General features: G+C 47.2%; 23 protein-coding genes and 1 pseudogene. 20 read left to right on the top strand and 4 right to left on the bottom strand.

The features are described 5' to 3' along the window. The first annotated feature begins 27 nt into the window (after nucleotides 1-27). From DX060_RS03035 to DX060_RS03020, 4 genes are all read left to right on the top strand, one after another. On the top strand, nucleotides 28-630 hold the full coding sequence (locus DX060_RS03035) for a hypothetical protein (RefSeq protein ID WP_115011093.1): 603 nt from the start codon (nucleotides 28-30) through the stop codon (nucleotides 628-630). 11 nt (nucleotides 631-641) lie between these two features. After that, complete coding sequence (locus tag DX060_RS03030) at nucleotides 642-1,976, top strand: NAD-dependent epimerase/dehydratase family protein (RefSeq protein ID WP_115011092.1); 1,335 nt, start codon at nucleotides 642-644, stop codon at nucleotides 1,974-1,976. Then, on the top strand, nucleotides 1,973-2,188 hold the full coding sequence (locus DX060_RS03025; RefSeq protein ID WP_115011091.1) for a hypothetical protein: 216 nt from the start codon (nucleotides 1,973-1,975) through the stop codon (nucleotides 2,186-2,188). Before DX060_RS03030 ends, DX060_RS03025 begins: the two co-directional genes overlap by 4 nt. Before the next feature lie 74 nt (nucleotides 2,189-2,262). Next, nucleotides 2,263-3,384: an FkbM family methyltransferase gene (locus DX060_RS03020; RefSeq protein WP_115011090.1), complete on the top strand. Its 1,122-nt coding sequence runs from the start codon at nucleotides 2,263-2,265 to the stop codon at nucleotides 3,382-3,384. Between the two features lie 38 nt (nucleotides 3,385-3,422). On the opposite strand, the gene DX060_RS10815 is transcribed toward DX060_RS03020, so the two are convergent. Next, complete coding sequence (locus DX060_RS10815) at nucleotides 3,423-3,647, bottom strand: hypothetical protein (RefSeq protein WP_147278754.1); 225 nt, start codon at nucleotides 3,645-3,647, stop codon at nucleotides 3,423-3,425. A 70-nt stretch (nucleotides 3,648-3,717) separates the two neighbouring features. Between DX060_RS10815 and rfbH the strand changes: the two genes are divergently transcribed. The 6 genes from rfbH to DX060_RS02985 all read left to right on the top strand — a co-directional run bounded on the left by rfbH (nucleotide 3,718) and on the right by DX060_RS02985 (nucleotide 10,508). Further along, the gene (rfbH, locus tag DX060_RS03010) at nucleotides 3,718-5,037 is read left to right on the top strand and encodes a lipopolysaccharide biosynthesis protein RfbH (RefSeq protein WP_115011088.1); all 1,320 of its coding nucleotides are present in this window, start codon (nucleotides 3,718-3,720) and stop codon (nucleotides 5,035-5,037) included. Next, nucleotides 5,027-7,330 carry a glycosyltransferase family 2 protein gene (locus DX060_RS03005; RefSeq protein ID WP_115011087.1) on the top strand — a complete coding sequence of 768 codons (2,304 nt, stop codon included), beginning with the start codon at nucleotides 5,027-5,029 and terminating at the stop codon, nucleotides 7,328-7,330. Before rfbH ends, DX060_RS03005 begins: the two co-directional genes overlap by 11 nt. A gap of 65 nt (nucleotides 7,331-7,395) precedes the next feature. Next, nucleotides 7,396-7,917, top strand: coding sequence for a hypothetical protein (locus tag DX060_RS03000; protein WP_115011086.1), 522 nt, complete (start codon nucleotides 7,396-7,398; stop codon nucleotides 7,915-7,917). Further along, nucleotides 7,917-8,882, top strand: a complete 966-nt coding sequence (locus DX060_RS02995) for an NAD-dependent epimerase/dehydratase family protein (RefSeq protein WP_115011085.1) — start codon at nucleotides 7,917-7,919, stop codon at nucleotides 8,880-8,882. The genes DX060_RS03000 and DX060_RS02995 overlap by 1 nt, the downstream gene beginning before the upstream one ends. Nucleotides 8,883-8,892: 10 nt before the next feature. Next, nucleotides 8,893-9,249, top strand: coding sequence for a hypothetical protein (locus DX060_RS02990; protein ID WP_115011084.1), 357 nt, complete (start codon nucleotides 8,893-8,895; stop codon nucleotides 9,247-9,249). 2 nt (nucleotides 9,250-9,251) lie between these two features. Next, nucleotides 9,252-10,508: a glycosyltransferase family 2 protein gene (locus DX060_RS02985; RefSeq protein WP_115011083.1), complete on the top strand. Its 1,257-nt coding sequence runs from the start codon at nucleotides 9,252-9,254 to the stop codon at nucleotides 10,506-10,508. Here DX060_RS02985 and DX060_RS02980 read toward each other — a convergent pair whose 3' ends face one another. Both DX060_RS02980 and fur read right to left on the bottom strand, forming a co-directional pair. Beyond that, nucleotides 10,509-11,123: a phosphatase PAP2 family protein gene (locus DX060_RS02980; protein WP_115011082.1), complete on the bottom strand. Its 615-nt coding sequence runs from the start codon at nucleotides 11,121-11,123 to the stop codon at nucleotides 10,509-10,511. Nucleotides 11,124-11,135: 12 nt separating this feature from the next. Further along, the gene (gene fur / locus DX060_RS02975) at nucleotides 11,136-11,600 is read right to left on the bottom strand and encodes a ferric iron uptake transcriptional regulator (RefSeq protein ID WP_115011081.1); all 465 of its coding nucleotides are present in this window, start codon (nucleotides 11,598-11,600) and stop codon (nucleotides 11,136-11,138) included. A gap of 131 nt (nucleotides 11,601-11,731) precedes the next feature. Here fur and DX060_RS12470 point away from each other — a divergent pair. The 5 genes and pseudogenes from DX060_RS12470 to DX060_RS02955 form a co-directional block, all read left to right on the top strand. After that, nucleotides 11,732-12,532, top strand: a pseudogene (locus DX060_RS12470) (methyl-accepting chemotaxis protein); the annotation flags it as partial. 57 nt (nucleotides 12,533-12,589) lie between these two features. After that, complete coding sequence (locus DX060_RS12465; RefSeq protein WP_434062952.1) at nucleotides 12,590-13,099, top strand: CZB domain-containing protein; 510 nt, start codon at nucleotides 12,590-12,592, stop codon at nucleotides 13,097-13,099. A 44-nt stretch (nucleotides 13,100-13,143) separates the two neighbouring features. Beyond that, on the top strand, nucleotides 13,144-15,081 hold the full coding sequence (locus DX060_RS02965; RefSeq protein ID WP_115011079.1) for a transglycosylase domain-containing protein: 1,938 nt from the start codon (nucleotides 13,144-13,146) through the stop codon (nucleotides 15,079-15,081). 169 nt (nucleotides 15,082-15,250) lie between these two features. Continuing rightward, a complete protein-coding gene (locus DX060_RS02960; protein ID WP_115011078.1) occupies nucleotides 15,251-15,559 on the top strand; it encodes a hypothetical protein in 309 nt (102 codons plus the stop codon). Continuing rightward, nucleotides 15,486-16,013, top strand: coding sequence for an O-methyltransferase (locus DX060_RS02955; RefSeq protein ID WP_181814162.1), 528 nt, complete (start codon nucleotides 15,486-15,488; stop codon nucleotides 16,011-16,013). The genes DX060_RS02960 and DX060_RS02955 overlap by 74 nt, the downstream gene beginning before the upstream one ends. A 32-nt stretch (nucleotides 16,014-16,045) precedes the next feature. Here the strand turns inward: DX060_RS02955 and DX060_RS11190 are convergent, their stop codons facing one another. Next, complete coding sequence (locus DX060_RS11190) at nucleotides 16,046-16,204, bottom strand: hypothetical protein (RefSeq protein WP_181814161.1); 159 nt, start codon at nucleotides 16,202-16,204, stop codon at nucleotides 16,046-16,048. A 93-nt stretch (nucleotides 16,205-16,297) separates the two neighbouring features. Between DX060_RS11190 and purM the strand changes: the two genes are divergently transcribed. The 5 genes from purM to DX060_RS02930 all read left to right on the top strand — a co-directional run bounded on the left by purM (nucleotide 16,298) and on the right by DX060_RS02930 (nucleotide 21,436). Beyond that, entirely contained in the window at nucleotides 16,298-17,308 is a 1,011-nt protein-coding gene (gene purM, locus DX060_RS02950) for a phosphoribosylformylglycinamidine cyclo-ligase (RefSeq protein ID WP_115011076.1), read from the top strand. Between the two features lie 44 nt (nucleotides 17,309-17,352). After that, the gene (locus DX060_RS02945; protein WP_115011075.1) at nucleotides 17,353-18,141 is read left to right on the top strand and encodes an SH3 domain-containing protein; all 789 of its coding nucleotides are present in this window, start codon (nucleotides 17,353-17,355) and stop codon (nucleotides 18,139-18,141) included. Beyond that, a complete protein-coding gene (locus DX060_RS02940) occupies nucleotides 18,141-19,046 on the top strand; it encodes a shikimate dehydrogenase (RefSeq protein WP_115011074.1) in 906 nt (301 codons plus the stop codon). The genes DX060_RS02945 and DX060_RS02940 overlap by 1 nt, the downstream gene beginning before the upstream one ends. Before the next feature lie 218 nt (nucleotides 19,047-19,264). Further along, nucleotides 19,265-20,719 carry a TolC family protein gene (locus tag DX060_RS02935; RefSeq protein ID WP_115011073.1) on the top strand — a complete coding sequence of 485 codons (1,455 nt, stop codon included), beginning with the start codon at nucleotides 19,265-19,267 and terminating at the stop codon, nucleotides 20,717-20,719. A gap of 9 nt (nucleotides 20,720-20,728) precedes the next feature. Then, nucleotides 20,729-21,436: an efflux RND transporter periplasmic adaptor subunit gene (locus DX060_RS02930; RefSeq protein ID WP_115011072.1), complete on the top strand. Its 708-nt coding sequence runs from the start codon at nucleotides 20,729-20,731 to the stop codon at nucleotides 21,434-21,436. Nucleotides 21,437-21,470: the final 34 nt, after the last annotated feature.

Raw genomic sequence — 21,470 nt, 5'->3', positions numbered from 1 at the left:
GCGGTTACATACGCCAAGTATGCGCTCTTGCACGCGCTTGCAAAGCCCCATTTTTATCACCCAAATCCAACCGCGAGCAACTTTGCGCTAAAAAGCTCACAAAGCCACAATTCCAGCTCCACAATCCTAGAATCCTTTGCAGGCTTGCTTACATTTTTGGCGTTTCCAAAAGCGGATTCTAGCTCCACGATCTTACAATCCCATATCGCACCACAAATCCAACTCGAGTATAAAAAATTAGCCCAGCTCCTAGAATCCTCGTTTTCACCACAAACCGACTCCCCATTTTTGTCATCGCGAGCTTTGCGCCACGCCGACCCCCTATTGTCATCGCGAGACTTCCGCAAGGAAGTCGTGGCGATCCATAATAAAAAAGTGGATTCTAGTAATGCTTTTTTTACTAGCGCAGAATGTATGGATTGCCGCGCAATCGCTACCGCGCTTGCTCGCAATGACAAGAAAAACGCCGCAATTCTAAACGAGCAGCCAAAGGATTCTAGGTTTTGCGATGAGAAACCTTTGCTTTGCAAGCCGCGCAAGGAGATAAGACTTGCGGTCTATCGACACAGCGCGGCGCAGCAATCAAAGGTTTATCGCGCAAAGCCGAATCCACCAGCCAAATTTAACTAAGGAGACCCCCAATGCTAGAAGAAGACTTTACCCACATCACCTCCTCCCCTCTAATCGATTGGCAAGCCTTTGCCAATGCCAATGTCCTAATCACCGGGGCAAACGGCTTCCTGCCTGCCTATATGGCAAAGACCCTGCTAAATCTTAATACCACGCTTCTTAAATCAGCCCCCTGCCGTGTGCTAGCATTAGTGCGCAATTATAAGCACGCTAGAGAAGTATTTGCCCCCTATTTAGACCCTACTTTTACAAAGGATTCGGCTTTGGGTAATCATAGCGGCGATTTAGCAAATTTTGGGGTAACCGCAGACCTCAAGTCTAGCTCCACCCCAAAACAAGCACAGCGCAGTTTCTTTAGAAAATTTGCTAAAAGCCCCACTAGCACTACCGCAAATCCTAGAATCCTAAAAGAAGATAAGCAGGTTGAACGAAAAAATCAAGCCACAAATGAAAAAGCGGATTCTAGCTCCACAATCTTAGAATCCCAAGCTAAGAATAAACTAACGCAACCCCTAGAATCCACCCAGCAAACCACGCCAAAAAATAGGCAAGACCTTATCCTAATCACCCACGATGTGAGCGAGCCGCTTAGCCTCCCCTATCCTATCCACTACATTATCCACGCAGCTTCTCCTGCTAGCCCTAGATTCTACAAAGATGCCCCGCTATCAGTGATCTACCCCAATGTGCTAGGCACGATCAATATGCTAGACCTAGCACGCATAAATCCTGTGCGATCATTCCTCTACTTTTCTAGTGGCGAGGTGTATGGGGAGTTTGCTGGGGAGATTGATGAGAGTGCCTATGGCTATGTCGATCCCACCTCCTTGCGATCTTGCTATGCCGAGTCTAAAAGAATGGGCGAGAATCTCTGCATAGCTTATGGGAGCGAGTATGGGCTGCCTGTGAAGATCGCGCGTCCATTTCACACCTATGGTCCGGGTATGAAGCTAGATGATGGCAGGGTGTTTGCGGACTTTGTGCGATCTGTGGTGATGGGAGAAGACATCGTGCTAACAAGCAGCGGAGAGGCAAAAAGGAGCTTCCTCTACCTAGCCGATGCGGCGATCGCGTATTTTTTGATTTTGACAAAAGGAGTGAATAATGAAGCCTATAATGTAGCCAATGAGCAAGGGATCGTAAGTATCAAGGAGCTAGCGCAGATCATCGCAAGCCTCTTCCCAGAAAAGGGTCTAAAAGTGCGCTTTGAAGCCCCAAAAGAGAGCTATATGCCAAGCCCCATTATGTCTTGTGCTGTAAAGACAGATAAGCTTAAGGCTCTAGGCTGGAGCCCTAAGATAGCCATAGAGCAAGGATTTTACAAAACTATAAGGAGCTATTTATGAAAACATTGAAATCCCTAGAATCCGCCTTTTTGCAAGGCGAGCTACCAAAGCCAGAGTATATCACGCAGATGTATAAGCTACACGATAGGCTCTTTGAGTATGCGGAGTTTATCGCTAATCGCGACATAGAAGAGATAGTTATCACGCCTAATTGTGTGAGGGTTAGGGCAAGTCTGCCTGCCATAACAACGGGGGGGGGGGGGGTAAATTAAGGGATTCAGCTTGTGGGCTAGAATCGCGGATTGCTTCATCTCGCGGCGTCGATAGACCACTAGTCTTATCTTCCTTGCGAGATTTGCAAAGCCACGATTCTATCTCCACAATCTTAGAATCCAAAAGCGGCACTGAAATTACAAAACAAGGCGCAGCCGCAGTTTCTTTAGTAAACCCAACCGCGAGCGACAGAGGAGAGACAATATCCCTCCTCCTCCAGCGCGGCTGCGAGCGAATGACCCCGCTAGAGATCTTAAACTTCAAGCACTATGAGCGACTAGATAGCGCGATGATTTTCACACTTGTGAGAGTTGGGGACTTGGTGCTAGATATTGGCGGCAATATCGGCTACTACTCCATAGCCCTAGCCAAGATGAAGCACTGCATTATCCACGCCTTTGAGCCGGTGGCTAGCACTTATAAGCAGTTTATCGCTAATGCCTACTACAACGGCGTGCAAGATCGCGTGCATATCAACAACTTTGGGCTGTTTGACAAGAGTGGGGAGCTGACATTCTATGTCTATAAGCAGGATTTTGGCAATGCTTCTGCGGCGATTATGCACGAGGAAAAGGAGAATGAAAAGATCATCTGCAAGGTGGAGCGGCTTGATTGGTATGTCAAAGAGCAGGGGCTAACGCGCATAGATTTTATCAAGCTTGATGTAGAGGGGGCGGAGATTTTCGCGCTTAGAGGGGGGCTAGAAAGTATAGAGAAGTTTAAGCCGATATTGTTTGTAGAAATGCTTAGAAAATGGGCGGCGAAGTATGGCTACCACCCAAATGAGATTATTGCGATGCTGGAGCAAATTGGCTATATGTGTTACTTTACAAAAGAGCAAGATTGCGTGGGGGATTCAGCTTGTGGGCTAGAATCCACTTTTCAACAAAACCCCACCGCAACTCCCAGAATCCTAGAAAAAGAAAGTCAATCGTCATTGCGAGGCGGTGGCAAAGCCACCAACGAAGCAATCCACAAAGGCAAAGCACAAAGCGCGGATTCTAGTATGGATTGCCACGCAACCGCTACCGCGCTTGCTCGCAATGACAGCAATGACAAAGCCGCGCAATCGCGCATTGCTTTAGTGCGTTTAGAGCAAATGACTGAAGATACCACCCAAACAAACTTTTTCTTCCTCCACAAGGAGAAGCACAAAGCCTATATCGATCGCTTTAGCCTAGAATCCTCGTTTTGACATTCAAGCTTTTTTGTCATCGCGAGCTTTGCGCCACACTAGCCCCTATGGTCATCGCGAGCCGCGATAGCGGCGTGGCGATCCATAGATCCACGCAAGCTGGATTCTAAGGAAAGCCCAAGCGATTCTAAGATTTGCGATGAGAAATCGGGGCTTTGTGAGCGCGTGCAAGGGCGCATACTTGGCGTATGTAACTGCAGCACGCGCGAAGCAATCCACGATTTATCGCGCAAAGCTGAATCGCAAGCAAGGCTCGCTATCAATGCCTACATACGCGCAAAATATGCTAAAATACGCGCAATGCAAGCAGAAAAAGTAAGGGACTAAGACAGAATGACTAAAGAGCAGCTGCAAGAAGAGATCATAGAAAAAGTGCGTGCGTATTATGCCCTAGCACACGCTTCAGGGCAGGGGTTTATCCCCGGAGCTTCTAGGGTCAATTATGCAGGGCGGGTGTTTGATGAGCGCGAGATGGCAAACGCCACGCAAGCGGTGCTGGAGTTTTGGCTCACAAGCGGCAAATGGACCAAAGAGTTTGAAAACAAGCTAGCAGCATATCTTGGCGTGAAATACGCGCTAATGGTCAATTCCGGCTCTAGTGCCAATCTTTTAGCATTTTTCGCGCTTACTTCCCCACTTTTGGGCGAGCGGCAAGTCAAAAGGGGTGAAGAGATCATAACCTTAGCCGCAGGCTTTCCCACGACTATCGCGCCGATGATCCAGTATGGCGCGGTGCCGGTGTTTGTGGATATTGATGAGAGTGCAAATATCGATACAAACGCGCTAGAATCCGCCCTAAGCCCTAAAACAAAGGCAGTGATGATCGCCCACACTTTGGGCAGCCCTTTTGACATCGCACGCGTAAAAGCCTTTTGCGATGCGCATAATCTCTGGCTTATTGAAGATAACTGCGATGCGCTAGGCTCTCTCTATCAAGGGCGCAAGACAGGGAGCTTTGGGGATATTGGCACAAGCTCTTTCTACCCACCTCATCACATCACCACAGGCGAGGGCGGCGCAGTCTATACAAGCAATCCACTGCTAAAAAAGATCCTGCTATCAATGCGCGATTGGGGGCGAGAGTGCTTCTGTGAAAGCGGCGTGGATAATACTTGCAAGGCTAGATTCTCCCAGCAGTGTGGAGAGCTGCCTTATGGCTATGATCATAAATATGTGTATAGTCATTTTGGCTTTAATCTCAAAGCCACGGATCTGCAAGCAGCCATCGGCGTAGCCCAGCTAGAGAAGCTAGAATCCTTTGTCGCAAAAAGGCGTGCAAATCACGCGCGATTATGCGAGCTGCTGCAAGAAGTCAAGGGGCTTAGGATCATACAGGCGCAAGGAGAGAGCGAGCCCGCGTGGTTTGGCTGCTTGATGATGGTAGATAGTGATGCGCCATTTACGCGCAATGATCTTGTGCAGCACCTAGAATCTAGAGGGATCCAAACGCGCGCGCTCTTTGCCGGCAACATCACCAAGCACCCGTGCTTCACGCATTTAGAAAATGGCAGGGACTATCGCATTGTAGGCGATCTAGTGCGGACAAATGCGATGATGGAAAGAGGGCTTTGGGTGGGGGTGTATCCGGGACTAGAGCAAGCCCAGATAGAGTATATCGCCAAAGAGATTAGGGAAGTGTGTAATGCGAGATAAAAGCCTAGTATCTAGCACAGCCGCGCAAAATGTAAGCGAGCAGACTGCCCTAGAATCCTTATTTGACAACGCAGCCACAAACGCCCATTCTGTCATCGCGAGCAAGCGCGGTAGTGCTTGCGCGGCGATCCATAATAAAAAAGTGGATTCTAGGAAAGACTATTCTGCTAGCGCAGAATGTATGGATTGCCACGCGGATTTTCAATCCGCTCGCAATGACGATAAAAAAGTGGATTCTAGCAATGCCGCTGATTTTACTACCGCAAAAAAAGTGGATTCTAGGGAAAACGCCGCAATTCTAAACGAGCAACCAAAGGATTCTAGGATTTTGGAGCTAGAATCCACTTTTGAAGTAGCCAGCTCGCAGGCGGAAGCAAGGCTAGATTCTAGTAAAAGCCCAAGCGATTCTAAGATTTTAGATGAAAAATGTGGGTTGCAAGGACAATCGCAAGGGAGTTACCTTAGCGGTAATGAGTGCAGCGATTGTCCGCCGCTCCCGCATTTTTCGCTAAAAGCTGAATCGCCACAGCAAAAACTAATGCCAGAGCCAGCTTTCTACGGCGTGGGCGATGCGCTTAAAGATAGTTACACCAAAGCCGAGCAATACGCCATTATCGCTGAAGTGGAGCGGCGATGCAAGCAGTATTTAGACCCTAGCTTTGACCCTACAAGCTTCATCTACCCTAGGGATAATTTCGCCTTGACTGCAAATGTGGAGTCGCGATGTGTGTTTAGGCAAAGCCTAGAATCCGCTTTTGACAACACAGCCACAAACGCCCATTCTGTCATCGCGAGACAATGCGCTAGCAGTGGCGCGGCGATCCATAATAAAAAAGCGGATTCTAGGAAAGACTATTCTGCTAGCGCAGAATGTATGGATTGCCACGCGGATTTTCAATCCGCTCGCAATGACAGAAAAAACGCCGCTAGTGAAAAAGTGGATTCTAGGATTTTTACCCAAAACGCAACAATTCTACAAAGCAGCAATTCTACAAACGCAGCTAGGCGGCAGGATTTTAACTTGAACGCCGCAACCCTAAGCGACTCGCAGGCGGAAGCAAGGCTAGATTCTAGTAAAAGCCCAAGCGATTCTAAGATTTTAGATGAAAAATGTGGGTTGCAAGGACAATCGCAAGGGAGTTACCTTAGCGGTAATGAGTGCAGCGATTGTCCGCCGCTCCCTCATTTTTCGCTAAAAGCTGAATCGCCACAAGCAAAAAAGCCGCTCTTCACTATCGCCATCCCCACTTACAAACGCGTAACCCTCCTGCGCCGAGCGATCCTTAGCGCACTAGCCCAAGACTTTGATGAGCCTTATGAGATCATTGTCGTAGAAAATCCGCTTGAGCCTATAAGCTACCCCGCAGAATCTATGCTGCAAGAATTTGCTAGCCGCATAACCTACTACCAAAACGCCCAAAATATCGGCGGTCTGGGGAATTGGAATCGCTGCTTAGAGCTAGCACGGGGCGAGTGGGTGTGCTTGCTCCATAGCGATGATGAGCTGCTGCCTAGCTATCTAGCGCGTATGAGTAGCCTAGCTACCAATCCTGCCTACGCCCACGCCACGCTTATAGGCGCGATCGAAGATACTAGCGATGTGTATCCACGCACGCGCTTACAAAAGCTCTATGCCAAGTGTATCTCACAAGCGTGCTTACAAAAGCTGCAAATGCAAGCCCCCTTTGAAGATGGCTTTTGCGGTATGCCGCCTAGGGCATTGCTGCATAATCGCGCTAAGTGCATAGAAATCGGCGGCTATGATGAGAGCGAGGCTCCTAGCGGGGATATGACATTTTTCAATCGTGCGGCACTTTGTGGGGAGGTGTTTTGCTACCGCGCAGAGCTGCTTACGCGCAATCACTACGATGCTTCAAGCTGCAAGGATCCAAATGTCGCACTAATGATGATCCTGCAAAATCCGCAGATGATTTTGGGCTTTACGCGCAAGCTTACCCACGCCCAGCTTGTGGGGAATCATCTGTGGTGGAGTCGGTATTTTGCGCATTTGCCGCTGCTTAGACTCTATGCGCAAATGCGCTTATCCCAGCAGTTTAGGCTCTTTGGGCTACGCCCTAGCTACACGGAGCGAAGCAAGCAGTATGTAAAAGAGCATTGCCCAAGCATTTTCACCGCGCTAAAAATGCTTAAATCCCTGCTTACAGGGCGATTGTCTCTGCAAAATGTAGAATCTAGCACACAGAGTGAAAATGTGGATTCTAGCAACGCCCAAAGCCTAAGCCACTCCACACAAGCCTCTGGCGCAACAGAACTTCCCCCCCCCCCCCGTTAGATCTTCTTTTTAGTCGAGTTTTTGTAGATCCTTTTTTATCATCGCGAGTTTTATCATCGCGAGGCTTGTCCCAGCACGGCGTAGCGATCCATAATAAAAAAGCGGATTCTAGGGCAAACGCCCATTTTGTCATCGCGAGACAATGCGCTAGCAGTGGCGCGGCGATCCACTCCGCTCCCCTGTCATCGCGAGCCTTGAAAGGCGCGGCGATCCACAAATCCGCAAAAGTGGATTCTAGCGAAGTCAATTCTGCTAGCGCAGAATGTATGGATTGCCACGCAATCGCTACCGCGCTTGCTCGCAATGACGATAAAAAAGTGGATTCTAGGTTTTCTACCCACAACGCCCCAATTTTCAGCGACTCGCAGGCGGAAGCAAAGCTAGATTCTAGGAATGAAGCACAAAACCTAAAAACGCCAGCGCAGGATTCTAGGATTTTGGAGATAGAATCGGGGTTTTTCAAGCCGCGCAAGGAGATAAGACTTGGGTGTCTATCGACGCAGCGCGGCGATGAAATCCGCGATTCTAGCCCAAAAGCCGAATCCACCAAGCAGCAGCTAATGCCCAAACTAGCAAGGGCTAGCTAATGCTAACTATCTTGCTCACCGGCTCCACCGGCTTCATCGGCTCGCACTTTATCCAAGCGTGCTATGAGCGATTCCACATCATAGCCCTTGTGCGCCCTAGCAGCGATACGACAGCTATCGCGCCATATTGCAAGATCGCGCACTATGATGGGAGCATAGAGTCTTTGACACAGATTTTTGCCACACACAATATCGATGGAGTGGTGCATTTGGCGGCGTTTGTGCAAAGTGGGCGTAGCAAAGGGCAGGAGATTACTAATCTTATCGCGGCAAATCTCACGCTAGGGACGCAGATTTTAGAGACTCTAGCGACTTATCCGGCGCGATTTTTTATCAACACACTCTCCTACTTTCAATTTGCCAATGCTAGCAGTTATAGCCCCTTTAATCTCTACGCCGCGACCAAACAGGCGTTTTATGATATTTGCGTGCATTATGCCGCGACTCTGCCGACAAAAATCGTGCATATCTTGCTCTATGACACTTATGGAGAGAATGACCCTAGGGGCAAGATCCTAAGCCTATGGCGCGATCTTTTGCGCAATCCCCCAAAGCAGAATCTAGCGATGAGCGATGGGCTACAAGTGCTAGATCTCACCCATATCGATGATATTATCAGCGGCTTTGCCCTAGCCATAGACTCCATAGACTGCCTGCATACAAGCACCATCTACACCCTAGAATCCACCAACCGCTTATGCCTAAGAGAGCTTGCTAGCGTGTTTGAGAGCCTAGCTAATGCGTCTTTGCCGCTAGATTTTGGCGCGCGCACAAGTGCGATCCCAGCAATCCAAATGCCTATAAGTGTAGATCGCATAGATGGCGAGCTTGCTGCAAACGGGGGGGGGGGGGAATCCAGCCAAGAAATCCGCCATTTTATGCCGCTTGCCAAGCTGCCTAACTATGCCCCAAAGATCAGCCTAGAAGCTGGGCTTATGCGCGTGATTTCACCACCTAAAAAGTAAAGGAGTAGCAATGCAAAAACAAAAAGTGGATTCTAGGATTATTAAAAACGCCCAAAATGTGTTTTCTCAAAACGCAGTTAGGCGGCAGGATTTTAACTTGAACGCCGCAACCCTAAGCGACTCGCAGGCGGAAGCAAAGCTAGATTCTAGGAATGAAGCACAAAACCTAAAAACGCCAGCGCAGGATTCTAGGATTTTTACCCACAACGCCCCAATTTTCAGCGACTCGCAGGCGGCAGGATTTTGCGATGATTTTGGGGGTTTTCAAGGCGGGGGCGAAGGGATTTATCTAGGCGATAATGAGCAAGCCCCCGCCGCAGAATCCCACAAAAGCGCGCAAAAGCCAACGCCAAAACCAAAGGAATAGTAATGCAGACTATAAAATATAGCATCATAATCCCCGTGCGCAACTGCAAAGAGTTTGTGCCATACGCGATAGCTAGCGTGCTAGAGCAAGCAGGCGATAGGGAGGACTATGAAGTCATTGTCAGTGATAACTACTCAAGCGATGGCTCGTATGAATTTGTGCAAACACTCGCACATAAGAGGGTGCGAGCTATGCGCCCGCCGCAAGTTTGCACGATGAGTAGCCACTATGAGTGGCTTTTATCCCAAGCGCAAGGGGAGTGGGTAAGCATTGTAGGCAGTGATGATGGCGTGCAGCCCTACTTCTTCCACCTAAGCGATCGCTTGATAGAGCAGGCTAAAAGCCTTGGGATAAGGATTGTCAATGGTGCTAGGGCATATTACTTCTGGGAGGGGTGTAGTGAAAGCTACAAAGATATTCAAACCGCCTACATAGCCGAGCCTAGGTTTATCATCAAAAATGCGCAAAAAGAGTTTATCCCCACGCTTCTTAGCGCGGAAGGGTTTTTCGCTATGCCACAAATTTATGCCGGCTCTTTGGTGCATAGAGATGTGATAGCAGAGATCAAAGCTAGGCAAAATGGCGTTTTCTACAAAAGTGCTAGCCCAGATGGCTTTGCTAGTGCAGCGATCGCAAGTCTAGGGGAGTGCTATATCCACTCACATATCCCGCTTACTTGGATAGGCTCTTCGCCAAAATCCATTGGCGGAGGTGTCAATAAGCAGAAAGAAAAGGAGCTTTTTATCCTGCCAAAAGATAGTATCGAGTGTGCTAAGGAGCTTGGCGGAGACTACGCGCTTTTAGGTGATATTGCCGTAACGATGTGGATGTGGGAGCCTATGCTTAATGCCAAAATGCTCCAAGATGAGAAAACGCAAGCCTTTTGGCGATCAAAGTGGGCTAGCACGATGTTTTTAGCCACTATTGTAAAAGAGCGGCGCAAATACCCACGCATACAAGATGACTACGCGCTAGGGGAGCAGCAGCTCAAAGCCTTGATAGAGCGGACTAAAACGAGCAGGCTAGCTATCTATACGCTAGCCTTTTTACTGCGCTTTTATCGGCAGGACTTTTTCTCCCGCGCATATAGAAAGATCTTGCGCACTTGTGGGCTACTAGCTAAACCTATAAAAGTGGATTCTAGCTACAACTCCCCCACACAAAATGCCAATATCCTAGAATCTAGTAAGCTTACCCTAGCGGTGTATGAAGCGCATTTTGCCAATAGGGCGATCGCGCTAGAGCGCAAGCACTACTAGCTACCACGAGTAGCTAAGGCTTAGTCCATAAGTGGCTTTGCCTGCTATATCTGTGCCTATATCAGGGGTGATTAGAAGCTTCCTAGGCTTATAAGGTGTGGTAAATATCCACGCCACGCCCCACGCGATCGCACTTCCGGCAAGCACCTGCCATACACTATGCTTCCTAGCGACCACGCGCGAGGCATCAGTGATGATCCCAAGCCCGATAAGTGGCAATGCCGGCTTCCACCCATAGCGGTAATACACAAACCCAGCCGCACTAAAGCTCCCGCCGGCGTGTCCGCTTGGCATACCTTTCCAATCATCGCAGCAAGGGCGTTTGGCAAACTCTAGCTCCCCCCAGCCCTTATCGTGGGCAAATTGAAAGCTCTTTTTGACCACTTCTATCACCCCTTGGGTAACAAGCGAGCCAGCTGCGAGCTGCACAGCTCCCTCATAGTCTTGCATACCAAGGCTTACGATAAGCACGCCAACAGGCGCGAGGGTTAGCACATCGCCCACTTTCTCAAAAGGCTCGCGAGCGTGTGCGGTGCTAGCAGTGCTAACAAGAAAGGCTAAGTAGAGTAGCAGCCCCGCACAAAAGCGGCTATGCAAAAAGTGGATTCTAGGCATTAAGCTACGCGGCTAGTCTTTGATATGCTGGCGGCATTTATCGCAGATGACAAATAGGCGCATATCGTGGCTTACAAGCTTGGCTTTGTAGGCACTAGCTACTTGGATTTGGCGAGCTTCTATCTCTTCATCGACAAACTCTTGAATATCCCCACAATGCAGGCAAATGATGTGATCGTGATGCTCCTTTGCTGCGATTTCATAGCGTTTGCCTGTCTTGCCCGGCTCTAGCGCGGTGATGAAACGCTCTTTTTCCAAAAATCCTAGAATCCTATACACAGAAGAAATACTTGTAGATTTATCACGCTGGCGCAAGTTTGCCGCGATTTCTTCAGGGCTTAGGTGGGTGCCGCTTTTGTAAAGCACGCTTATGATCTCTTCGCGTTGTTTGGAGTTTTTCAACCCATTTTGGCGGATAGAAAATCGCAGCCGCTCTAAGATAGATTCTAATGTCTCAAGACGATTTTTCACTTTCATAATTAAACAACCTCGCAATATCAAATACATTGTGGGAATTATAGTTTAATTTTTGCAAATAAAAAAACTTTTTAAGATTTGATAGGCTATAATCGGCGTTTTTTAAAGAGATCATATCAAGGGGTTAGACAATGTTTGGCGGCACAAATAGGGAGATGAAATTAACTCTACAAAAACAAGAAGAAGAAATAAGAAAGCTAAGAGAGCAGGTTGAGCATTTTAAGAAAATAGCGAGCTTTTCCTTTGAAGAGGCACTTATAGGGGTGAAAAATGGCGAGATCGCTTTCCAAAACAACATCGCTCAAAGCTTTCCTGACCTTGATCAAATTGTCGATGTGCTTAAGCCCGGTCAAGAATATGTATCAACACAAACTCATAGCTTGCGCATAAAAAGTGAGACCATCGATGGCGCGACTTTTTATCGATTTGTCGAGATGAATCCTAGATGTGATAAAGGCGATGGCGGAGTTGATCTCTTTGCCGTGTATCACAAAAGCCTTAAAGATGGCATTATGGGGACACAAGCCGCTTTGCAAAAGATCCTTGAAGAGACAGGTCTGCTCTCCACCAAAGCAGCAGAAAATGAGCAAGTGAGCTTTGAGGTGCGCCAAAGAAGCGAAAATGTCGAGCAAAGTATCAATTCTCTTTATGAGAGAATGCAAAATGCCACCGAGCTTGTAGCTTCACTTGCCCAGCGTAGCAATGAAATCACCAATGTTGTCTCACTGATTGATGATATTGCCGAGCAGACCAATCTCCTAGCCCTAAATGCCGCTATCGAAGCCGCTAGAGCAGGAGAGCACGGCAGAGGCTTTGCCGTTGTCGCTGATGAAGTTCGCAAGCTAGCAGAAAAGACACAAAAAGCCACCAAAGAAATCGCCATAGTTGTAAAATCTATGCAGCAAGAAGCAAGCGATATTCAAACAAGCACCGAAGAGACCGCTGGCTTTACCCAAGAGGTCAAATCTGGCATTGATGAGATCTACTCAATGGCAAACCAAACGCTTGTATCCGCAAGGCTTGCTAAACACGCTGTCAATATTTGCGATAGCCAGATTTTCTGCACACTTGCCAAGCTTGACCACACTGTGTTCAAAAACAATCTCTACGCCCTACTCTTTGGCGTATCTGATAGCTTTAATCAAGTCCCCCATACTGCTTGCCGACTTGGGAAGTGGTATTTTGAAGGCGATGGCAAAGCAAACTTTAGCGAGACATTGGGGTATAAGAAAGTCGATGCTTTCCACGCTACTGTGCATGATGAAGCTAATGCACTTGCCCAAAGCCTGCTTGATACAACTAAAGCCACGCCAAAATCTCTCATCGACACAAAAATCTCTGCTATGGAGAGAGGCTCTGAAGGCGTTATGGCAAGTATCGATGAAATGCTCGCAGAAAAAGTTGCACAAATCAAAACATATATCAAAAACTGCGATACATCTGCTCCACACACTATCCAAGATGAACAACCTGCTGATGAGACAAACCCACAAGACTAGCCTAGCAGATTCTGCTGGTGCTTGCAGCTCTTGAAAGTAGGATTATGATTAAAAAAGCTTTTTTCTCTCTTGTTATTCTTACAAGTCTTGTTGGAGTCTCTTATATTGTGCTTTTGTATAAGGACTTAAGCACTGACATTGACAAGGTCAAGCACTATACCCCCAAGCTTGCAAGCCAGATCTATGATAGGAAAAACCGCCTAATAGCCAATGTCTTTGACACAGAGTTTCGATTCTATGCGAAGTTTGATGAGATCCCGCCGCGTATGATAGAAGCACTGCTTGCCATAGAAGATACGCTATTTTTCGAGCATAGTGGGATCAATTATGATGCCATTATCCGCGCGATGATTAAAAATATCAAAAGTGGTCGTTTTGGCGAGGGGGGTAGCACGCTTACCCAGCAGCTTGTCAAAAATGTCATACTCACACGCGAGCGCACCTTTAGCCGTAAGATCAAAGAAGCCCTGCTCACAATCCAAGTCGAGCGTGTGCTAAGCAAAGAGCAGATTTTAGAGATTTATTTAAATGAAGTGTTTTTCGGGCACGGCTATCACGGCGTGAAAACCGCTGCTATGGGGTATTTCAAAAAGCCTTTATCTATGCTAAGTCTTAAAGAAATCGCTATGCTAGTAGGGCTGCCCAATGCCCCTAGCGTGTATGATCCCACAAAGCGCATAGATTTTTCACTAGCGCGTGCAAATGATGTGATCCGTAGAATGTATGACTTAGGCTGGATCTCTAAGGAATACGCCCAAGCCGCACTTGCAGAAGTGCCTGTTGTGTATAATCAAACCTTGACGCAAAATATCGCACCCTATGTTACGGATTTCGCGCTTCGCCAGCTTAGTAATATCAAAGATATTAAAACCGGTGGCTATACCATTAAGCTTAATATCGATTTAGAATACCAAGCCCTAGCCCAGCAAGCCCTAATCAATGGCTACAACGGCATACAAGAGCGATTGCAAAAAGTCTCCAAAAATGCTAACGCGCAAGAGCAAGATGAGCAGAGCAAAACAGATACATTTAATGGTGCGATGGTCGTTACTGATACGCGCACGGGCAAGATTCTAGCCCTTGTGGGTGGCGTGGATTTTGCCAAAAGCCCCTTTAATCGCGCCACCGATGCAAACCGCCAAATCGGCAGCAGTGTCAAGCCATTTATCTACCAAATAGCCCTTGACAAAGGCTACTCCACCGCGACAAAAGTCCCAGATGCAGCAAGGGATTTTGATGGCTATCGCGCGGGCAATGTCGATAAATCTTTCCGTGGGCTTATCACCTTGCAAGAGGCATTGATGTTCTCACGCAATCTTGCCACACTTAATATCGTGCAGCTTGTGGGGTTTAGCGCGATTTATAACGGCTTGCTTGAGTATGGGTTTAAAGATCTAAACACAGATATGACAATCGCCATTGGTAGCTTGAATGCCACGCCACTTATGCTAGCGCGTGCCTACTCGATATTTTCAAACTATGGCACGCGCGTGGATCCTATCTTGATCGATAGTGTGATTGATATAAACGGCAATGTTTTTACCTATGATACACAGCAGACAACTATAACTTCGCCTGAACAGGCGTTTTTGGGTATATCAATTATGCGCGAGGTGGTGGCAAATGGCACAGGCAGGCGTGCAAGAGTCAATGGCATAGAAGTCGCAGGCAAGACAGGCACGACCAACAACAATGTAGATTTTTGGTTTTGCGGTTTTACACCAGATGTGCAAGCTATCGTGTGGTTTGGACGAGATGATTCTAAGCCCATAGGGCAGTATGAGAGCGCAGGGCTTGTAACAGCACCGGTGTTTGCGGAGTTTATAGGCAATGTCTTGCGGCTTGATCCCGCCCAGCGCAAGAAGTTTGTCGTGCCAGAGAATGTCAGCTCAAAAATGCTTGATAAGTATAAATTCTACTACACGACAACCTCTCCGCTTCCTAGCGCATCAAGCGCGCCTACTGAGCAGAATCTATGGTGATAAAGTCTCAAGGATATGCGAGGTATTGCACACTATCAAGCAGCTTTGCGCATAGCTTGTCCATCTATGACAAGGACTATACACTGCTTGCTAAGACAACAAGAGCTTGCATATTTTTAAAACAATGCTAGAATCCACCCTTACTCCCAAAACTCCCAAAGGATCACAAATGCTTACAACACTCAAAAAGCTTCTTAAAGCCATTATCCCAGAGTCATTCTTGCGCAAATACTACCCATATCGGTGGCAGCTGCATAACTGCCTTGTGCTAGCAAGAGAATACAACCAACTAGAGAGTATGCAAAAGTGGCAATGCCTTGATAAATCCGGCGCACCGCTTGCGTGGATCACCTATCCTTGCTTAGAATACTTAGAAAGCTTAGATTTCTCACATAAGCAAATTCTTGAATGGGGGGGGGGGCTACTCATCTTTATATTGGGGGGAGAGAGCAGAGTCTGTCGTAAGTATCGAGAGTGATAAGAAGTGGTATGCAAGCATTTGCCCTAGGATTTTGCCGCACAATGCAATGTATCTTAAGACACAAATCCACGCTGCAGATGCAGCAAATGATTATGCACGCTTCCCATTGGGGCTTGGGAAAAAGTTTGATGTGATTGTCATTGATGGAGGCGATATTGATGGCATAAACACGCGCCTACCCTGTGCCAAAGTAGCCCTAGAGCTACTTAATACAAGCGCGCCACAAGGGGCTATGATCATCGTGGATAATGCTGATTGGCATAGTGGGGTTACGCGATTCTTGCGAGAGTCTGGGCTGATACAGGTGGATTTCTCTGGGTTTGGTCCTATCAATTGCTACACTTGGAGCACTTCGATCTTTTTGACAAGGAATTTCGCCTTTATGCCAAAACTCCTTAAGCAGCCACTCTACTCTAAAGATGCATTGCATTTTGAATATGACAAAGAGTAGCTAGGGCTTTGTGATTTTCTTGGCAGGTGATTTTACGCCGTTTGTGATGATGAAAACGCACTGTGCAAAAAGTGGATTCTAGTATGGATCGCCACGCTCGTTACGCTTGCTCGCGATGACAGAAAGAGACAGCGTAGCGCAAGGCTCGCAATGACTATGAGAGTGGTGCTGCTAGAATCCTCGTTTTGCAATACAACAAGACTTAGCGGTCAAAATCACAAGTGCCACTATAATTTAGCAAGAACTTTAGCTATAATGCGCACTATTTAAGCACAAGGACTACAATGCCCCACAACACTCAAGCAAAAGGGCTGACTTATAAGGATTCTGGCGTTAATATCGATGAAGGTAACGCCCTAGTTAGCGCGCTAAAACCTCTCGTGCAAAGCACATTTTCCCCCCAAGTCATCGGCGGGATCGGCTCCTTTGCCGGGGCTTATGCCCTGCCTAGTGGATACAAAGAGCCTGTGCTACTTGCAGCAACTGATGGCGTAGGCACAAAACTTAAGCTTGCCATAGAATCCAATAAGCTAGATTCTGTGGGGATTGATTTGGTGGCGATGTGTGTCAATGACCTTATTTGCAACTTTGCTACGCCGATGTTTTTCCTAGACTATTACGCCACAGGCAAGCTGGATAAAGATGCTGCCTTGCGCGTGATAGGTGGCATAGTCGCAGGCTGCAAGCTGGCAGAGTGCGCGCTCATTGGCGGAGAGAGTGCAGAAATGCCTAGTATGTATCAAAAAGGGGACTTTGATCTAGCGGGCTTTGCCGTAGGGATCGCTGAAAAAAGCGAAGTAGAATCCACCTTAAACGCGCAAGCTGGTGATGTGCTTATCGGGCTGCCTAGCAGCGGACTACACTCTAATGGCTTCTCGCTTGCTAGGGCATTGCTCTTTGATAGGCTTGCTATGCGCTTTGATGAGAAGCTAGGCGATCAAACACTCATTGACATACTTTTAGAGCCTACAAGAATCTATGTCAAAACATTCAAAGCCCTAAAGCCGCTTATCCACTCACTAGCTCATATCACAGGCGGGGGCATTGTAGAGAATCTCCCTCGCGCCCTGCCTAGCCACCTTGGCGCACGCATTGATACAAGCGCGATCCCTAGGCAGGAGATTTTCACACTTTTGCTCAAACATATCGAGCGTGAGGAAGCTTACCGCGTGTTTAATATGGGCGTTGGAATGATTTTTGCTGTGGCTAGGGAAAATGTCGCTGAAATTCTTGCCAAAAGTGATGGATTTGTCCTAGGGGAAGTGATCGAGTCTCGTGGCATTACGCTGGTGTGATTCTATGTAATGGCATTACGCCCAAACCTTAGCAAGGAAATATCTTGAAATCTTTTTTGAAAGCCTACACGCTTCCGCTACTAGTTTTGGTGCTAGGTGGTGGGATCTACTATATCGTCTTTTCTACAAGTGTCCAATCTCGCCTAGGGGATAGCGATGCCCCTAAGCCCAAAGACTCTACCATAGCCAAAGAGCCAGAATCCACTCCGCCATCTATCAATGCACAAGGTGAGATCTACACCACTGATAACAATATCTTGCACCTATCTAGTGAGCCAGCAAACCTAGCCCAAAATGATCTCCCAGATCGCGAGCCTAGCACGCAAGATCCCCATTCGCAAGATCCGCTAGAATCTAGCACGCAAACTCCTGCCCATATAGATTCTACTAGCTCTACTTCTCCTGCGCCAGAGACTATCCCAAGCCCTATCCAAGACATTTCCGCCCAGCCCAATGACAAAAGACCTGAAGCCATCTACTACTCCAAAGCCGTAAGCCTTAATATCCGCGCGATCCCCAAAACCTCCGGGCGCATTCTAGGCAAGCTTACTTTGGGGCAGAGTGTCGTAGTCGTGGAGATCCAAGATGAGTGGGCAAAGCTTGATTCTGGTGGGTGGGTGAGCCTAGCACTACTCTCTCCCACACAGCCAAGCGAGCGACTCTATGTCGTCCTGCCCAACACCCTAAATATCCGCCAAAGTCCAGAATCCAGCGCACCTGTGGTAGGCGCACTCTACAAGGGGCAAAAGGTCCAAGTAGAGATGACCCAAGATGAATGGGCAAAGATTAATTCTGGTGGGTGGGTAAGCCTGCGACTTATCAAAGCTCTGTAATGCACTATCTCTGTGTCTTTGGCAATCCTATCGCCCACTCTCTCTCGCCTTTTTTGCATAATGCAATCTTGCAAGCCTACAATCTCCCCTATCTCTATGGGCGATTTATGCTTGATAGCACGCAGGATCTAGGCAGGGCATTTGCTAGGCTAGGGCTTTGCGGGGCAAATATCACGTTACCTTTCAAAGAGCACGCCTGCCAGATCGCCCACTCTCTCTCGCCACTAGCCAAACACATTGGCGCAGTGAATACGCTCGTGCGCGATCAAAGCGACCAACTCATAGGCTACAACACCGATGCGCCCGGATTTGTTATGAGTCTTTTGCTAGAGGGATTTACACTAGGGCAAGAGAAGAGCATAAACGGGATAGAAATGCAACAGCTCGCCCCGCTTATACAGGGCAAAGAATATGGCAAGGAGAGAATAGAATCTGCACTGATTTTAGGGGCTGGCGGTAGTGCCAAAGCCATAGCTTGTGCCTTGCAGCAGTGTGGTATCCGCACCCTAGTGGCAAATCGCTCAAGCAAGCACGAAGCATTTTTCACACAAAGACAAATCCCTTACTGCACCTTTGATGAGCTAGATTGTAAAAATGTGGATTCTAGCGGGCGGTTTGATCTACTCATTAACGCCACCAGCTCTAGCATATCCCACGCCCTACCCCTACCAGAATCCACTCTGCGCCCCTTGCTCACACAAGCCAAGCTTGCCTATGATCTAATGTATGGCGCACCTTCGCCCTTTATACGCCTAAGCCAGCAATGCCACACAAGGCATAAAGATGGCGCGGATATGCTGATTTTACAAGCCATTAGCGCACTTAGACTTTTCTGCCCACAGCTTGAAAATACCCCTAGAATCTATGCGATTATGCGCGGTATTTTTCCTACCTTATCTGCGTAATGCACTATATAGCCCTTATGGATTTGCATAAAAACACACGAGCAGTTTGCCCTATCTCTATCGCTCACGCTTAGTGATCCAATCTTGCTGAAAGCTCCGTAATTATGGCGTTTTCTTAAATATTTGTATATACAATTATTTAAGAAAATATTAAAATCTTTGTGTTATAATCGCGCTTCAATTTTTATAACTATATGACTAGAATCTAGGAGTTTATTATGCGATATGGTATTGCGCTACTACTTTGCGCCTATGCTTATGGGCTATCTTTCCAAGCTACGCCACCGGTGCCAGAATCTAGCGCGCGCGTAAATGTAAGCACTGCACCTTTAAGCGAGCCTACAAATACGCTAGCCACACAGGATAAGCCAGCCCTAGGGGTCAATGAGCTGCTTAAGCAAATCGAAGATCTCACCAAAGATTCCACCCAAAAAGTAGGGCTTAAAGACTTACTAAATGGTGCGGATAATAACTACTCTCTCCAAGCCCAAATGCTCCAAGCAGAGTCAAACAAAAAAATCGCTTCGGTCGCTAAAGCGGCGTTTTTACCTAGATTTGATGTAGATTATGGCTACCAGCACAATTACAAAACTATCGAGAATATGATGCAATTTGGTAACTTTGGTAACTACCAAACCCAAGCGGCAAATGCACGCTTCTCGCTTGATCTCTTTAGTGGATTTAGCACCATCAATATGATTAGAGAGAAAAACGCCACCTACCGCTCATCAGTCGCTGATGTAGAATACACCAAGCAAAGTATCTATCTCCAAGTGATCCAGCAGTATTACAGCTATTTTAATAATCTCTCCCAGCTCCTATCGCTAAAACGCCAGCTTGATCAAGTCCGCGCAGATTTGACACGCATACAAAAGCTCTATGACTCTGGGCTATCCACCATCGATGACCTAGAATCTTTGCGCTCGCAAGTCTCATCAAACGAATACCAAATCGCTGATATGCGCCTAAGTGTGGAGCAAAATATCCTAATGCTAAAATACCTAACCAATATCGACTTTGATGGCTTAAAGCGCGAGGATCTCACCACCCCAGCGTTAAAAGACAATCTCGAGCGACAAGACATCATCTCGCTAAAAGAGCAGATAAACGCCCTAAAATATCAAAACAAACAGCAGCATTACTACCCCATTATAACGCTTACTGATACCTACTCGTGGCAGATCCAAAAGCCAGAGTATGTAACCAATCCCACGAAGTTTGGCAGTGATCCTTCAATGGCTTCATTTTATCAAAGAATGTTCCCCACACACGCTAATGTGATAGGTCTAAGCGTTACGCTAAAAGTGTTTGATGATATAGGCGTAAGCTTTCAAAAGCAAGCCCTGCGCCTATCCCAGCTCGCCCAAGAAAAGCAGCTAGCCTATAAACAAGCCGAAAAGACAAAAGATGAAATGCTCTATCGCAAGACCCTTGAAGTGGCACAGAGCAAAATCGCCTCCGCTGAAGCAAGCCTAAAATCCGCAAACATCTCCTTTGACAATGTGCGCAAAAAGTATAACAACCAGCTTGTAAATTTCACCGACTATCTACGCGCGCTAAGCACTAAATACAACGCTGAAGCCACCTACAATCAAGCCCTAAACAATTACGAGCTACAAAAGGCAAACTATATCTTTTATAGCGGACAACAAATCCAAGAATATATTAAATAAGGAGAAAAAATGAAGCAGATTCTACAAACAATGGTGATAAGCGTGCTTTGTGCAAGTGCGCTTTATGCAGAGGAAGTCTATGCGATCTTTAATGTCAAAGCCGTGCAAGATGCCAATCTAGCCCTTGATTCTGGCGGGATTGTGGATAAAATCCTAGTCGATGTCGATACTGCTGTGAAAAAGGGCGATGTGCTACTCACCCTTGCCAATAAAGACAAATCCGCCCAGCTCCAAGCGATCAAAGAGCAATATATCTTTGCCAAAAAGCAATATGAGCGATATAGCAAAAGTGCTGATGTGATAGATAAAAACACCCTAGATCAATACCACTCAAACTTCAAAAAGCTAGAGGCTGATTACAACTACTACCAATCAAGCTATGACAAAAGTATCTTGCGCGCACCTTTTGATGGCGTGATCGCAGAGAAGAAGATCGAAGTAGGCGATGGAGTAAGCGGTGCTTCTACGACACTTTTGCGCCTTGTAAGCACAAGCAAGAAAATTGTCTTGCAGTTTGATTCTAAATATCAAGACAAAGTGCGTGTAGGGGATTTGTATGAATATAGCATTGATGGCGGTGGTGCGAAAAAGACTGCTACCATTACTAAAATCTATCCGGCAATTGATACCACTACACGCAAAATGACTGCTGAAGCAGCCGTGGATAACGCGATGACCCCCGGACTCTTTGGCGATGGCTTTATCAAAATACGCTAGATTCTAGGCTTAGCATAAGGACAACCACAAAGGA

Source organism: Helicobacter canis (assembly GCF_900451095.1).
GTDB lineage: Bacteria > Campylobacterota > Campylobacteria > Campylobacterales > Helicobacteraceae > Helicobacter_B > Helicobacter_B zhangjianzhongii.
Note: the sequence above shows the minus strand (reverse complement) of the source record. Positions and strands in the feature narration are given on the sequence as shown.